Origin of the sequence: Streptomyces sp. NPDC047014 (assembly GCF_040644195.1) — a bacterium.
Lineage (GTDB): Bacteria > Actinomycetota > Actinomycetes > Streptomycetales > Streptomycetaceae > Streptomyces.
Genome location: NZ_JBEYVX010000009.1, coordinates 158,692 through 172,739, shown reverse-complemented (window position 1 = coordinate 172,739; position 14,048 = coordinate 158,692). Strand labels below are relative to the sequence as shown.

The 14,048-nt window shown below is 74.9% G+C and carries 13 protein-coding genes; 5 read left to right on the top strand and 8 right to left on the bottom strand.

Annotation, left to right across the window (positions count from 1 at the left end; translation table 11 throughout):
- The coding region (locus ABZ873_RS08995; protein WP_360867498.1) for a serine hydrolase domain-containing protein at positions 1-563 on the bottom strand (563 nt) is incomplete at its 3' end.
- 112 nt (positions 564-675) lie between these two features.
- Complete coding sequence (locus tag ABZ873_RS08990) at positions 676-2,757, bottom strand: SpoIIE family protein phosphatase (RefSeq protein ID WP_360867495.1); 2,082 nt, start codon at positions 2,755-2,757, stop codon at positions 676-678.
- A gap of 182 nt (positions 2,758-2,939) precedes the next feature.
- Between ABZ873_RS08990 and ABZ873_RS08985 the strand changes: the two genes are divergently transcribed.
- The gene (locus ABZ873_RS08985) at positions 2,940-3,560 is read left to right on the top strand and encodes an L-threonylcarbamoyladenylate synthase (protein WP_360867461.1); all 621 of its coding nucleotides are present in this window, start codon (positions 2,940-2,942) and stop codon (positions 3,558-3,560) included.
- A gap of 43 nt (positions 3,561-3,603) precedes the next feature.
- Here the strand turns inward: ABZ873_RS08985 and ABZ873_RS08980 are convergent, their stop codons facing one another.
- From ABZ873_RS08980 to ABZ873_RS08970, 3 genes are read right to left on the bottom strand one after another with little or no spacing between them, the layout of a single operon-like run.
- A complete protein-coding gene (locus ABZ873_RS08980) occupies positions 3,604-5,760 on the bottom strand; it encodes a bifunctional serine/threonine-protein kinase/ABC transporter substrate-binding protein (RefSeq protein WP_360867458.1) in 2,157 nt (718 codons plus the stop codon).
- A gap of 6 nt (positions 5,761-5,766) precedes the next feature.
- Positions 5,767-7,926: a bifunctional serine/threonine-protein kinase/ABC transporter substrate-binding protein gene (locus tag ABZ873_RS08975; protein WP_360867455.1), complete on the bottom strand. Its 2,160-nt coding sequence runs from the start codon at positions 7,924-7,926 to the stop codon at positions 5,767-5,769.
- A complete protein-coding gene (locus tag ABZ873_RS08970) occupies positions 7,926-8,774 on the bottom strand; it encodes a hypothetical protein (protein ID WP_360867452.1) in 849 nt (282 codons plus the stop codon). Before ABZ873_RS08970 ends, ABZ873_RS08975 begins: the two co-directional genes overlap by 1 nt.
- 292 nt (positions 8,775-9,066) lie before the next feature.
- Between ABZ873_RS08970 and ABZ873_RS08965 the strand changes: the two genes are divergently transcribed.
- A complete protein-coding gene (locus tag ABZ873_RS08965) occupies positions 9,067-9,723 on the top strand; it encodes a beta-glucanase (RefSeq protein WP_360867492.1) in 657 nt (218 codons plus the stop codon).
- 86 nt (positions 9,724-9,809) lie between these two features.
- Here the strand turns inward: ABZ873_RS08965 and ABZ873_RS08960 are convergent, their stop codons facing one another.
- Both ABZ873_RS08960 and ABZ873_RS08955 read right to left on the bottom strand, forming a co-directional pair.
- Entirely contained in the window at positions 9,810-10,514 is a 705-nt protein-coding gene (locus ABZ873_RS08960) for a ribonuclease H (protein ID WP_360867449.1), read from the bottom strand.
- 68 nt (positions 10,515-10,582) lie between these two features.
- Positions 10,583-10,975 carry a MerR family transcriptional regulator gene (locus ABZ873_RS08955; RefSeq protein WP_360867446.1) on the bottom strand — a complete coding sequence of 131 codons (393 nt, stop codon included), beginning with the start codon at positions 10,973-10,975 and terminating at the stop codon, positions 10,583-10,585.
- A 50-nt stretch (positions 10,976-11,025) separates the two neighbouring features.
- On the opposite strand from ABZ873_RS08955, the gene ABZ873_RS08950 reads away from it, so the two are divergent.
- Positions 11,026-12,318, top strand: coding sequence for an MFS transporter (locus tag ABZ873_RS08950; RefSeq protein ID WP_360867443.1), 1,293 nt, complete (start codon positions 11,026-11,028; stop codon positions 12,316-12,318).
- 82 nt (positions 12,319-12,400) lie between these two features.
- On the opposite strand, the gene ABZ873_RS08945 is transcribed toward ABZ873_RS08950, so the two are convergent.
- The gene (locus ABZ873_RS08945; RefSeq protein WP_030384970.1) at positions 12,401-12,604 is read right to left on the bottom strand and encodes a cold-shock protein; all 204 of its coding nucleotides are present in this window, start codon (positions 12,602-12,604) and stop codon (positions 12,401-12,403) included.
- A gap of 395 nt (positions 12,605-12,999) precedes the next feature.
- Here ABZ873_RS08945 and ABZ873_RS08940 point away from each other — a divergent pair, with 395 nt between their 5' ends.
- Both ABZ873_RS08940 and ABZ873_RS08935 read left to right on the top strand, forming a co-directional pair.
- Positions 13,000-13,536 carry a SigE family RNA polymerase sigma factor gene (locus ABZ873_RS08940; protein ID WP_360867439.1) on the top strand — a complete coding sequence of 179 codons (537 nt, stop codon included), beginning with the start codon at positions 13,000-13,002 and terminating at the stop codon, positions 13,534-13,536.
- Positions 13,529-13,966 (top strand): hypothetical protein, encoded by a 438-nt coding sequence (locus ABZ873_RS08935; protein WP_360867436.1) that lies wholly within the window; start codon positions 13,529-13,531, stop codon positions 13,964-13,966. The genes ABZ873_RS08940 and ABZ873_RS08935 overlap by 8 nt, the downstream gene beginning before the upstream one ends.
- Positions 13,967-14,048: the final 82 nt, after the last annotated feature.

Here is a 14,048-nt window from a genome sequence, read left to right as displayed (position 1 = left end):
GCGGCCTCGAAGTCCTTGTCGAAGTCCGGGTCCTCGCTGTAGTTGTAGAGCCCGCTGCGCATGCCGGCGAGCTGGCGCAGGGTGATGCGGTCGCCGTCGGGCACGCCGCTGACGTATCTGCCGATCGGGTCGTCCAGGCCGAGCTTCTTCTGGTCGACGAGCCTGAGCAGCGCGGTCACGGTGAAGGTCTTGGTCTCGCTGCCGATGCGCATGCCGAGCCCGGGGTCCATGGGCGCGCGGGTGGTCTTGTCGGCCACGCCGAACGATTTCAGGTAGCTGCCCTTGCCCGGGGTCCACAGCCCGACCGTCGCGCCCGGCACCCCGGTCTCCCGCATGACCTGCTGGATCGCCGCGTCGAGCCGGGCGGCCACGGCGGGCGTGAGCTCGGGGAAGGCCGCGGCGGATCCCGTCGGGGCCGGAGTGGGCGGGGCTGTGGGCGTGGGCGTGGGCGCGGCGGCGGGCGGCGCGGCCAGGGCCTCGTACGCGGTGGCCGTTCCGGCCGGTACGAGGAGCAGTCCCGCCGCGACGGCGGCCGCCCGGGCCCGGCGCGACCAGGTGCGCATCGCTTTCACCGCGTGCCTCCTGCCGTACGGGGACGAGGGCGGAGCAGTACCGATCAGGGTAGGTCCGCGCCGGCGGGGCCGCGCGCCGGGGGCGGCAGCGATCCGGCGGCTGTCAGGTCAGCGGGGTGGCACGGGCGATGACCAGCGCGACGTCGTCGTGGTCGTCCGGGCGGCGCAGGGAGTCCAGGAGCCGGTCGCAGGTCTCCTCCAGCGGGCGCCCGGTGTCGGCGAGCAGCCGCAGCAGCAGGTCGAGGCGTTCGTCGATGGGCTGGTCCCGGGTCTCGACCAGGCCGTCGGTGTAGAGGACGAGCTGGTCCCCGGGCTCCATGGCGACGGTGGTGGCCTCGAAGGGGATCCCGCCGACACCCAGCGGCGCTCCGGTGGGCAGGTCGAGCAGCCGGGGCCGGTGGCCGGCGCGGATGAGCACGGGCGGCAGGTGTCCGGCGACGGCGATGCGGCACTGGGCGCGGTGCGGGTCGTGGACCACGTACACGCAGGTGGCGATGGTCTCCTCCAGCGCGGCCGTAGTGCGGTCCAGCTGCTGGAGCACCTGCGGCGGGTCCAGGGCGAGTTCCGCGAGGGTGCGGGTGGCCGTACGCAACTGGCCCATGCTGGCGGCGGCGTTGATCCCGCTGCCCATGACGTCGCCGATGACGAGGACGGTGGTGTCGTCCGGCCCGGCGATGGCGTCGAACCAGTCCCCGCCGATCTCGCTGCTGGCCGCGGCGGGCCGGTAGCGGGAGGCGACCTCCAGCCCGGGGGTGTGCGGCGGGTGGTGGGGCAGCAGGTGGTGCTGGAGGGCGAGGGCGGTGTGGTGGGCGTTGCGGTACCAGCGGGCGTTGTCGATGCACACGGCGGCGCGGGCGGCCAGTTCCCCGGCGAGGACGATGTCGTCGTCGTTGAACGGCAGCGGGTTGCGGGTGCGCTTGAGGTCGAGGGCGCCCAGGACCTCGCCGCGGGCGATGAGCGGGACGGCCAGGTAGGAGCGCAGTCCGGCGCGGGTGAGGAGGGTGGCGGCGGTGCTGTCGCGGGCGATCCGGGAGATGTCGCGGGCCTGCACATGGGCGACGAGGACCGGATGGCCGGTGGTGGCGCACTGCGTGACCAGGCGGTCCGCGGCGTAGCGGGCGATGTCCCCGGGCGGGTCGGCGGCGCGTACGGCCTCGCTGGGGTAGGCGGAGGCGACGGCCAGCGCGCGGAACACGGCGGGCTCGTGGGCGGAGGACCGCAGCGTCGGGCGGCCTTCGAGGACGGAGTCGAGGATGTCGACGGCGGCGATGTCGGCCAGCTCGGGAACGACCACGTCGGCCAGCTCCCGGGCGGTCTGGTCCAGGTCAAGGGTGGTGCCGATGCGGACGGTGGCGTCGGCGATGAGGGCGAGGCGCCGGCGGCTGCGGGCGATCTCCAGGGCCGCCTGGTGACTCTGGGTGACGTCGACCACGGAGGTGGCCAGGCCCAGGACGCGGCCGGTGGCGTCCTCCAGCCGGTAGTACGACACCGACCAGGCGTGCTCGGCGCCGTGTCCGCCGTGGGTGCGCCCGGCGGTGAACTGCTCCAGCAGCGGTGTACCGGTGGCGAGGACCTGGCGCATCGCGGATTCGGCGGCCTCGGCGTCGTCGAGGAAGGACAGGGCCTCGCGGACGCCCCGGCCGATGTGCTCGGCGGCGGGCAGCCCGTTGATGCGCTCCAGGGTGGGGTTGACCAGGACGTAGCGCAGTTCGGTGTCCAGGACGGCGAGGCCGATGGGTGACTGGGCGACCAGGCGGGCGGAGAGCGCGAGGTCCCGTTCCAGCTGGCGCAGCCGCGTACGGTCGGTCGCGATGCCGAGGGCGTACAGGTCGCCCCGCTCGTCGAGGAGCCGCATGTTGCGGAATTCGACCAGCCGGTTGTCGCCGTCCTTGTGCCGTACGGGGAACGCGCCCGCCCAGTCCCCGGCGCCGCCCATGACCCGCGCGAACAGGTCCATGACCAGGCCGACGTGCTCCTTCGAGGCCATCAGCCGGGCGGCGGGCTGCCCGAGGGCCTCCTCCGCCGTCCAGCCGAACAGCTGCTCGGCCTGCGGGCTCCAGAGGGCGACCCGGCCCTGGCCGTCGAGCACGATCGCGGCCACGTTCAGGACGTCGAGGAGCCCGCTCGGCGGGGAGAGTCCCGCCTCGGCGGGCCTCCTGGCCCCGGCCCCCGGCCCGTCGGACATGCTCATCGGCGATGCTCCCTTCCGGCACCGTCGGTACCGTCGGCCCGCGTACGCCCGCCCCGGGGCGGCCCGTGGCGGTCGGTCCGGGGCGTTCGGGACGCACGGCTCCCTCTCATCCTCCCCCGGAACGGCCCGGACAGCGTCCGGAGCGGGCCCGCGCCCCGACCGCGTAGGCTCGGCGGATGGCGAAATACTTCGACGTGCACCCCGAGAACCCTCAGCGGCGCACCATCGACAACGTGGTCGACATGATCCGCTCCGGAAAGCTCGTGGCGTACCCGACGGACTCCTGCTTCGCGCTGGGATGCCAGCTCGGCAACCGCGAGGGCCTCGGCCGGATCCGGTCGATCCGCCGTCTCGACGACCGTCACCACTTCACCCTGGTGTGCCAGAACTTCGCCCAGCTGGGGCAGTTCGTGCACATCGACAACAATGTGTTCCGGGCCATCAAGGCGGCCACGCCCGGCAGTTACACCTTCATCCTCCCCGCCACCTCGGAGGTGCCGCGCCAGCTGATGCACCCGAAGAAGAAGACGGTCGGCGTCCGCATCCCCGACCATGTGGTCACGCAGGCGCTGCTGGCCGAGCTCGGTGAGCCGCTGCTCTCCAGCACGCTGCTGCTGCCGGACGAGGACGAGCCGCTGACGCAGGGCTGGGAGATCAAGGAGCGGCTGGACCACGAGGTGGACGCCGTACTGGACTCGGGCGACTGCGGTACCGAGCCGACCACGGTCATCGACTTCTCCAGCGGGGAGGCCGAGATCGTGCGCCGCGGGGCCGGCGACACCTCCCGCTTCGAGTAACCGGGCCGGGCGGGGAGGCCGGGCGTGGTCCCGGCCCCCCGCGTCACGGGTCGGCGCGTACGTCCGGGTACCGGCCCAGGTAGCGGAAGGCGCCCGCCTCGGCCCGGTAGAGGTGGGCGAGGCCGTCGGCGCTGAGGGCGCGGGTCGCGGCGTCGAAGGCGATCTCCTTGGCCAGGCCCTTGTAGGCCGTACGGAAGATCCGCCGGGACAGGCCCGCGCGGTCGCGCCCCTCCCCCTCCAGCCCGGTCAGGGCGGCCGCCACCAGCCCTACGGCGTCGTACGCCTCGGTGGCCCACCGCGCGGGCGGCTGCCCGTACGCGGTGCGGTGCGCGGCGACGAACCCGGCGGCGGCCGGTACCGCCGCCGGGTCGGTGAACAGGGCGGCGAACACCCAGCCCTCGGCCGCGGCGCCGGCGGCACTGACGAAGGCCGGTTCCATGGCGTGCTGGACCGCGACCCGGGGCCCCCGGAATCCGGCCTCGGCGAGGGCGCGGGCCAGCCGCGCGGCGCCCTCGGGCGAGGTGCCGGTGTACACGACGGCCTCGGCCCCGGCGCCGGTCAGCGCGCGGACGGCCCCCGCGTAGTCGGAGCCGCCCTGCGGGATGCGGTGGACGCTCACCGAGCCCTGCGCCGGGGGGCTCTGCTGGAGGACCCGGGTGACCAGCCAGGCGGGCTCCCCGTTCGAGGCGTCCTCCACCACGGCGGTCCGGCGCGAGGGCCGCACCTGGGACAGGTAGTGCAGGACCGGCATGCCCAGGCCCTCGTCGGTGGGGCGGGTCGCGCAGGTGGTGCGCCACTGCGTCTGCGCGTTCAGCTCGCTGTCGACGGAGACCAGCAGCAGAGTGAGGTCGGCGGCCAGGCAGGTGGTGGCCAGCTCGGGCACGGCCGCGTCCCAGGTGGGGCCGGTGAGCGCGAGCACGGCGGGGTCGGCGGCCAGCTCCTTGGCGGTCTGCGCGGCGCGGGCCGGGTCGCCTCCGTCGTCGGCGACGCGCAGGGCGAGCCGGAAGGCGGCGTCGGGCAGGGCGTTGTGCCGTTCCACGGCCAGCCGCATGCCCCGCTCGTGGGCCCGCCCGGTGTCCCGGCCCGGCCCGGTCAGATCGGCCTGGAGGGCGAGGGTGTGGACGGCGGGCTCCCGGCCGCTCCCGGCGGGCGGGGTCCGGCGCCCGCCCCGGCCGCGCGTGGTGAACCAGGCGAGCGGCGCACCGGCCACGAGCGCGGCTCCGCCCGCCGCGAGCAGCCGCCGGCGGGTGAGGAGGCGGGCGGCCGCTGTGCCGGGGACCTGCGGGGTGTCGAGGCGGGTGGGCTCGGGGGCCGGCAGGTCCAGGGCCCGCGTGGAGCGCTCGGCGATGATCCGGGGCAGCGGCGCGGGCAGCCACTCCCCCTCGGCTCCCGCGCCCTCCGCGTCGAGCAGGGCGGTCAGCTCCTCCAGGGTCGGCCGCGCGGCCGGGTCCTTCTCCAGGCAGCCGCCGACCGCCTCCAGCAACTCGGCCGGTACGCAGTCCAGTACGGGCCGCTCGTGCACGGTACGGAAGACCACCGCGGCCGCGTGCCCGCCGCCGAAGGGGGTGACCCCGCTCGCCGCGTACGCCAGGACGCAGCCGAGGGAGAACACATCGCCCGGCGGCCCCGCCACCGGCCCGCCCGCGCGGGCCAGCTCCGGCGCCAGGTAGCCGGGGGTGCCGACGACGGCGTCGGCGGCGGTGAGGGCGGTCGCGCCCGTGGCGCGGGCGATCCCGAAGTCGATCAGGCGGGGCCCGTCCGGGGCGAGCAGGACATTGCCCGGCTTGACGTCGCGGTGGACGAGCCCGGCGGCGTGCACCTCGGCCAGGGCCTCCGCGAGGCGGATGCCGAGGACGCGTACGCTCCGGGCGGGCAGGGCCCCGTACCCGCCGACGGCCTCGGCCAGCGAGGGGCCGGGGATGAACGGCGTGGCCAGCCAGGGCTCGCGGGCCTCCGGGTCGGCGGCGACCACGGGGACCACCCAGCGGCCGGTCAGCCCGGCGGCGGCCCGCGCCTCGCGGCGGAACCGCGCCCGGAAGGCCGGGTCCGCGCCGTGATCGGCCCGGATCACCTTGACGGCGACGAGCACACCTTCGGGGGAACGGCCGAGGTAGACGGTGCCCATGCCGCCCGAGCCGAGCCGGCCCAGCAGCCGGTGCCCGCCGATCGCGGCGGGATCGGCGGGGTGCAGGGGGCGCATCCGCCGCTATCCGGCCGAGGTCAGGGCGGCGGGGCCCACGTAGCGCATCCGGCCGCCCTCCACCCGGTGGAGATGGAAGGGGTAGTCCTTGACCACGCGGTCCTGGTCGAAGGAGAACTCCTTGGTCAGGCCCCGGAAGCTGCCCTCGGTGAGTGCGGTCAGCAGCTCGGCGCGGCTGGGGCGGCCACCGCCGCGGGCGGCGGCCACGAGCCGGTCGAGGACCAGGCGGGTCGTGTCGTACGCCTCGGCCGTCCAGATCTCGGGCGCCGCGCCGTACGCCGCCCGGTGCGCGCGGGCCGGCTCCGCGACCTCGGGGGCCTCCGGGCCGGTGTACGGGGCCACGCACTGCCAGCCCTCGGCGGCAGGCCCGGCGGCGGCCAGGAACTCCGGGCCCATCACGGTGTAGTCGGCGGCCCGGTGCCCCTGGAACCCGGCGGCGGCCAGCAGCCGGGCGGTGCGGGCCGCGCCCGCCGGGGTGCCGCAGTAGAAGAGGGCGTCGATACCGTGGGCGAGGAGGTCGGAGACCACCGGGCCCAGGTCCTGCGTGCCGCGCGGGACGACCCGCGAGTACACGGTGCCCTGCGGGCCGTAGTGGGCGAAGGTGCGGGCCGCGTGCAGGATCGCCTGCCAGCCCTCGACATCCCCGTCGCGGTCGCAGAGGGTGCCCAGCCGGCGGGCTCCGGCCGTCCCGGCCAGGTGCTTGTTCAGGGCCGCGGCCTGGACGAAGGAGATCGGGCCGACCTGGAAGAAGCTGCGCCGGTCCGCGACACCGAAGGCGCTGGCGAGGGCGGAGACGGTCAGCAGGGGCAGCGCCGCCTCGCCGTACAGCTCCAGGCAGGGGTTGACGGAGGCGTTGCCGGTGGGGCCGATGACGGCGAGGACGTCCGGGTCGGCGATGAGGCCGGTGGCGGCGGAGGCGGAGCGGCTGGCGGCGCCCGCGTCGTCGGCGGTGGTGACGGCGAGCGTGAAGGGCCGGTCCGCGCGGGCGTTGAAGGCGTCGACGGCGAGCCGCACCCCGCGGTCCTGGGCCTGCCCGGCGGCCTTCTGCGGCCCGGAGAGGTCCGCGTGCACGCCGATCACCCAGGGCCGGGGCGCGACGGTGGCGGGGGTCTTCGGCTTGTCCTCGCGCAGGGTCAGCCAGGCGGCCAGCCCGCCGCCGGCCGCGAGGACGGCGCCTCCGGCGGCATAGCCGAGGACACGCCGGCGGGAGGGTGCGGGGGCGGCTTCGCCGGGGGCCGGTGCGCCCTTCGGGTCGGCGGCGGTCTCCTCGATGCCGGGCAGGGCGAGCAGCGCGGCGGCGCGTTCCGCGATGGTCGCGACGACGGGGTCGGGCAGCCAGTCGGTGCCTTCGCCGGGGGTGTCCTCGATCAGGGCCCGGTCGAGCGCGGCCGCGTCGGGCCGCTGGCCGGGGTGCTTGGCGAGGCAGGTCCGCAGCAGTGCGGCGAGTTCGGGATCGGCGAGGACCTGCGGGCCGAGTTCGGGCTCGTCGTGGACGGTGCGGTAGAGCACCGCCTCCACGGTGCCGGTGCCGAAGGGCAGCCGGCCGGTGGCGGCGTAGGCGAGGAGGCAGCCCAGGGAGAAGATGTCGCCGGCCGGTTCAGCGGGGCGGCCCTCGGCCTGTTCGGGCGGCAGGAAGCCGGGGGTGCCGAGCACGGCGTCCGCGGAGGTGAGGACGGTGTGCTCGCCGCCGCGGGCGATACCGAAGTCGATGAGCCGGGGCCGGTCCATGCCGAGCAGCACGTTCCCCGGTTTGACGTCGCGGTGTACGAGGCCCTGCGCGTGCATCACTCCGAGCGCCCGGGCCAGGGCCTTGCCGAGGATCCGTACGGCGCGCGGCGGGAGCGGCCCGTGGGCCGCGACGGCCTCGGCCAGGGAGGGCCCGGCGACGAACGCGGTGGCCAGCCAGGGCTCGTGGGCCTCGGGGTCGGCGCCGGTGATCCGTACCGCCCACGGGCTGTCGACCTGTGCGGCGATCCCGGCCTCGCGGCGGAAACGGGCCCGGAAGTCCGCCTCGTCGGCGTACTCGGCGCGGATCACCTTGACGGCGGCCAGGGCTCCGTCGTCGGTGCGGCCGAGGTAGACCACGCCCATGCCGCCCGCGCCGAGCCGGCCGAGGAGGCGGTGGCCGCCGATCCGGGAGGGGTCCGAGGGCAGGAGCGGCTCCATCAGCCGGCCGCCTTTCCGAGTGCCTGCTTGGCCTGCGCGATCATCCGGCTGTTGCCCTGCACGACCAGGGTGGTGAGGGTGCTCTCCTTGAATCCCGCCGCGTTCTTGCCGGCGACGGCGACGGTCACCGGGCCGAACTGCGCCTGGTACCAGAGGTAGCGCTGCGGTTCGCCGCCCTCGGGGCCGACGTAGGTGCCGATCTCGTTGAAGGCGTCCTCGCTCCAGTTGTTGCCCTGCTCGCCCCGGTAGACGGAGTTGCCCAGCAGATTCTTCAGCTGCTCCCCCTCGCGCAGCTTCTGGTCGGGGCAGCGCAGGACCTCCTCCATGGCGCGCGCCGTCTCCCAGCCGGACTCGCGCCGGTCGTGATGGATGGTCACGGTGGTGTTGATCTGGACGCGGCCATGGCCGTCCCCCGCCGGGATGTGGAAGTGGCGGGTGCTCGTGGCGAGTACGTCGGGAGGCAGGCCCTCGGTCTGCCAGACGCAGCCGGCGTCCAGCACGGGCCACCGGCCGGGGGCGCTCTCGAAGGGTTTGCTGCGCACCACGTCGGGGCCGAGCGCGTCCGCCTCGATGACGAGCCGGGAGAGCAGCGCGGCGGCCTCGGCCGCGGTCTTCGGCTGCTTGGACTCGTCCAGTTCGGGGACGAGCGAGAGCACCGGGGCGGTGGGCGCGGGCGCCTCGGGCGCCGGGGCGGGCGGTGCGGCCGATACGGCCGGGGCGGGGCGCGCCGCGTCCCCCTTCGCCGTGCTACCGCCGGAAGCGCAGCCGGCGATGAAGAGCAGTCCGGCCGCGGCACCGCCGCAGGCGCGCAGCGCGGCATGGCGTCCACGTGTCACAAGTCCCCCCACGGCACGGATGCTACCCCGCCGCACCGACACGCAACTGCCGTACGGCGAAGTGATGTTGGAGGCCGGTCAGGGCGGCCCGGGGCGGAGGGGAGAGCGGGCGGCGGAGCGCACGGCACAGAAAGCGGAACAGAAAACCGGTGGACCGGTATGTGGATCGTGCAGACAGGGAATGCTCCAGGAACTCACGTTCTCGGGAAGGAGCGCTGTGCTCACTCAGGTTCTCGATCGGCTCCGACGACTCGTGAAACGCCTCACGGGCCGCAGCACCCAGGAACAGCCCCGCGTCGGCCCGCTGGCCGCCCGGGACCCGGTCTTCACCGCCGACTTCACGTCCACCACGCAGTGGGTCGCCGGACGCTCCTGGGCGTATCCGGGCGGCGGCCCCACCAACCCCGGCGACAACAAACTCGACTACCTGGTGCAGGATCCGTCCTACAGCCGCGCCGGCACCTTCCGCGCCACCCGCCGTCCCGACGGCAAGTGGAATGCCGGACTGCTCACCACCGAGGGCAGCGACGAGGGATTCATGGTGCGCGCGGGGGACGTCCTGGAGTCCCGCGTACGCCTGCCCTCCGCGCTCGGCGCCTGGCCCGCGATCTGGACCTGGCTGGACGGCGACAACGAGATCGACATCTTCGAGTACCACCCCGACAACCCCGACCTGCTGGAACTCTCCAACCACGTCAAGGGCGGCTACCGCTACCACCGGGACCCCTCGGTGGCCCGCGGTGCCTGGGTGGACCTGAGAGTGGAGTTCGGGTCGCGGTCGGTCGTCTGGTGGGTCAACGGCAAGCGCGTCTACGCCGACCGCCGCGGGGTGGGCCGCAACTGGCGCGCGTACCTCATCGTCAACCTGTCCGTCTGCGCCGGCCGGTACCACCCGGCACCGGAACCCGGCGTCAACGAGATGTCGTACGAGGTGGCGTACCTGCGCGTCCACCGGCCGTAGAAGCCGCCCCTCCGGGGACACGGTCCCCGGAGGGGCGGTTCGGGGCCCGCGGCGGGGCGGTTTGCAGCGGAGCCGGGGCCTCCGCCCTATGCGGAGGCGCCGTCCACGGCCGAGGCGCATGCCTCGTGCCCCCAGCGGCTGCCGTTCTTCGCGATCATCTCCCCGGCGGCATACGGCTTACCGCAGGGGCAGCTGCCGGGGAACTTGGCCTTGATGGCCCGCGAGGGCCGCCCGGACCCGCCGCCCGAGGCGGTCCGCTTCTTCGCCGTACCGGACTTCTGGCGCGCGGGCGCCACGGGGGCCGGCGTCGGCATCTCGGTGGCGCCGAGCGCGGTACCGGCGGCCTCCTGGGTGACGGCGGCGTCGCTCGCGGCGCGGTCCGCGATCGCGTTCAGGTGGTCACCGTCCTCGCGGTGCGCCGGGACGTAGCGGAAGGTCACGTCCCGTTCGGTCAGCAGCCGGTCGATCTCCTCGACGAGCTCGCGGTTGGCCACGGGCTGGCCGGAGGAGGTCTTCCAGCCGTTCCGCTTCCAGCCCGGCAGCCACTGCGTCACGGCCTTCATCGCGTACTGGGAGTCCATCCGCACCTCGACCGACGCCCCCGGTCCCACGGCTTCCAGCAGCCGCAGCAGGGCGGTGAGTTCACCGATGTTGTTGGTGGCGCGGCCCAGCGGGCCCGCCTCCCAGCGCTGCGGCTGCCCCTCGGAGTCGGCGATGACCCAGCCCCATCCGGCGGGCCCGGGATTACCCTTCGCCGCTCCGTCACAGGCGGCAATGATGCGATCAGACATCCCCCGATCATGCCTCATCCGCCGGGCCTCCCGATCCGCGTGCTGCCTCCCCCGGTCCGCGCGCGGGCTCAGGCTTCGGCAGCCGGGCCGGACAGCAGCTCGCAGGTGTCGAAGTTCATACAGCCGCAGGCCAGGCAGTCCGCAACGGCGTCCCGCAGCAGCTGCGTCTGCCGGATGAACAGGTCCAGTTCGGGCAGTTTCCGTTCCGCGAGGGCCCGCCACTGCCGGGTGGCGCCGCGCCCCGAGTCCGCTTCCAGCAGGCGGCGGATCTCGGCCAGGGTGAACCCGGCCCGCTGGGCCATCCGGATCAGCGCGATCCGGCGTACGACGGCGGCGGGGTAGACGCGCCGCCCGGCGGCACGCTCGGCGGGCGGCAGCAGGCCGATGCTCTCGTAGTAGCGCAGCGCCGAGGGCCGCATGCCGACCCGCCGTGCGAGTTCCCCGATGGCGAGCTGCCGCACCGCTCACTCCCCCTTGACCTCAAGCGCGCTTGAACAGGGAGTCTGACCCGGTGACTGCCGTACGGACAACTCGTCTCCTCCCCCGGGCCTATCGCCCGCTCCTCGCCCACCCCGGCTTCCGGCGGCTGCTGCCCGCCCTGGCCGCCTCCGATCTCGGTGACGGGATGAGCGTGGTCGCGGTGGCCTGGCTGGCCATCGAGATCGCGCCGCCCGGACACTCCGGGATGCTCCTGGGCGCCGCCCTGGCCGCGTACGCCCTGCCCGGCGCGCTCGGCGCCCTGCTCTTCGGGCGGCTGCTGCGCCGCCTGCCGCCCGCGCGGCTGCTGGCCGCCGACAGCCTGATCCGCGCGGTGCTGCTCGGGTGCGTGCCGCTGGCCTGGCTGACCGGGACCCTGCATCCGGTGCTGTACGTGGCCCTGCTGGCGGGCTCGTCGGTCCTGCACGCCTGGGGTAACGCGGGGCGGTACTCGCTGGTGGCCGAAATGCTGCCGGCCGACCAGCGCCTTCCGGCCAACGCGCTGCTCAGCGCCAGCGTCTCGGCGTCGATCGTGGTGGGCCCCGCGCTCGCCGGGTTCCTGGCGGTCGTGGTGAGCCCCGCGTGGCTGATCGGTGTGGACGCGGTGTCGTTCGCGGTGCTGGCCGTCATGGTCCGCCGGCCGGGCGGGCCGGCGGCGGGGAAGGCCGTACCCCCGGCCGGGGCGGACGCCGCCGACCGCTCGGCGGCGGGGCTGCGGCTGCTGCGCAAGCAGCCCGAGCTGCTGGGCGTGCTCGCCCTGACCTGGTTCTTCAACTTCCTCTACGGACCGGCCGAGGTCGCGCTGCCGCTGCACGTCACCGAGGACCTGCACGCCGGGGCGGGGCTTCTCGGGCTGTACTGGACGCTGTTCGGGGCGGGCGCCGTCCTGGGCGGGCTGGCGGCGGGCACGCTGCGGCGCTTCCCGCTGTGGCCGGTGACCCTGGGCATCGTGGCGGGCTGGGGCCTGGCCCTGGTCCCCTTCGGGCTCGGCGCGCCCGCACCGGTCACCCTGGCCTGCTTCACCCTCGGCGGTCTGATCTACGGCCCGTTCACCGCGCTCTCGTACACCCTCTTCCAGGAGCGCACCCCGGCCGCCTGGCTGACCACCGTCCTCGCGGCACGCAGCGCGGCCCTCCTGACCGCGGGCCCGGTGGGCACGGCCCTCGGCGGCCCCCTGGCGGCCCTGCTGGGCCCGCGCGGGGTCCTGGCGGCCTCGGGTCTCGCGACGGTGGTGCTGGCCCTCGCCGGAACGGGCGTATGGGCCTGGGCCCGGCGCCGCCGCCCGACGACGGCTCAGGGCCGTACGGCGATATCCGTACGGCCCTGAGGGTGCTCCCCCGCCGGCTTCGAAGAAGCGGCGGGGGAAACGGTTCTTCGGGGGCCGGACACGCGTCCGGACCGGCCGAGGATCAGGCGGGGGTGATGTTCTCCGCCTGCGGGCCCTTCTGGCCCTGCGTGATGTCGAAGGTCACGGCCTGACCCTCCTGGAGCTCACGGTAGCCCGACGCGTTGATCGCCGAGTAGTGGGCGAAGACGTCCGGACCGCCGCCGTCCTGGGCGATGAAGCCGAAGCCCTTTTCCGAGTTGAACCACTTCACGGTTCCCGTAGCCATGTTCATGCCTTCCCGTTGACGTAAGTCCTCCACACGGTGTGGGGGACGGAGGTGATCGCCCTGGTCCTACGGCACTACACAGCAAACTGCCCACACCGATAGGCGTGGGCAAGGCACTTGGAACCACGACAGCTACCGGAGAAGGTACACGCCTGCACGCACGGTCACCAGGGGGAATGATCCCGCCTTCGCGGCGCGATTCCGCCCCTCCGCCCGGGTGCGGGGCCGGTGTGCGCCGGAATTGCACGGAGACGCCCTTCCCGTCCCCTCGGCCCGCGGGTTCGGCCGGGCGGGTGGGTTCCCCGCGCCCCATGGCCCCCTCCCTCACCTCCCTGTGACGGCAGTCACAGAAGTTTCCGTCGTCCGGTGTAGACCGGATGCGGGACGCGGGGCGTATGCCCGGTGAGAGGGACACATGGATTCGGGAGCGATTGTTGACCGTCGAGGAGTTCGAGGAGTTCTACGCACAAGCGGCAGGACGGCTCACAGGACAGCTGTACGTGATGCTCGGTGACCATCACGAGGCGCAGGACGTGGTGCAGGAGGCGTTCGTGCGGGGCTGGGGCCGCCGGCGCCAGCTGGACCGGGACGGCCGGCCCGAGGCGTGGATCCGTACGGTCGCGTGGCGACTGGCGGTGAGCCGCTGGCGGGGGCGGCGGCGCACCGCCGACGCGTGGCAGCGCAGTGCCCCGCCGGGCCATGTGGAGGGGCCGGGCCCGGAGGCGGTGGCCCTGGTGGAGGCGCTGCGGCAGCTGCCGCTCAAGCAGCGCCGCACGATGGCGCTGCACTACGTGTGCGACCTGACGGTCGAGCAGATCGCCGACGAGACCTCCCTGTCCGCGAGCACGGTCAAGACCCACCTGTCCCGCGGCCGGGCCGCGCTCTCCCGCCAGCTGCAGGACCCCCGCATTGAGGAGGCCCCCGATGCCTGACACCCACGACCCACTGCGGTCGCTGTTCCACGAGGCGGCCTCGGCGGGGCAGTCCGCGAGCGCGCTGCCGCCCGTGTCCGCGATCGAGCGGCGCGGCGAACGGGTCCGGCGGCGCCGGATCGCCGGCCTCGCCGTGGCCTGCTGCCTCGTCCTCGGCGGCTCCGGCGCCGCCGTGGCCGCCCTCCTCCCGGCCGAACCGTCCCGCCCCACCCTCCCGGCCACCACCCCGTCACCCTCCCCCGCACCCCCGACCACCGCACCGCCCACCCCCCGCAGCACCACCACGACCAGCGCCTCGGCCACCTCCACGACCTGGCCGACCGCCCCCACCCACACCTCGATGCCCACCACCACCCCCCCGGCCGCCCCGCCCAGCACCCCCATGGGCAACCCCACCACCACCCCCACCTCAACCAACGGCCCCCGCTAGCCGACACCCCGGGGCCGACACGCGACCCCCACCAACCGCCAGCAGCAGCCCGCACCCGAGCCCGCCTCCGAACCCCACGTTC

Bases quoted from the DNA above. Each gene is read 5' to 3' on its own strand.
- ABZ873_RS08940 (WP_360867439.1), top strand. From the start codon at position 13,000: ATGCCCGGTGAGAGGGACACATGGATTCGGGAGCGATTGTTGACCGTC.
- ABZ873_RS08985 (WP_360867461.1), top strand. From the start codon at position 2,940: ATGGCGAAATACTTCGACGTGCACCCCGAGAACCCTCAGCGGCGCACC.
- ABZ873_RS08945 (WP_030384970.1), bottom strand. From the start codon at position 12,604: ATGGCTACGGGAACCGTGAAGTGGTTCAACTCGGAAAAGGGCTTCGGC.
- ABZ873_RS08935 (WP_360867436.1), top strand. From the start codon at position 13,529: ATGCCTGACACCCACGACCCACTGCGGTCGCTGTTCCACGAGGCGGCC.
- ABZ873_RS08975 (WP_360867455.1), bottom strand. From the start codon at position 7,926: ATGGAGCCGCTCCTGCCCTCGGACCCCTCCCGGATCGGCGGCCACCGC.
- ABZ873_RS08980 (WP_360867458.1), bottom strand. From the start codon at position 5,760: ATGCGCCCCCTGCACCCCGCCGATCCCGCCGCGATCGGCGGGCACCGG.
- ABZ873_RS08990 (WP_360867495.1), bottom strand. From the start codon at position 2,757: ATGTCCGACGGGCCGGGGGCCGGGGCCAGGAGGCCCGCCGAGGCGGGA.
- ABZ873_RS08960 (WP_360867449.1), bottom strand. From the start codon at position 10,514: ATGTCTGATCGCATCATTGCCGCCTGTGACGGAGCGGCGAAGGGTAAT.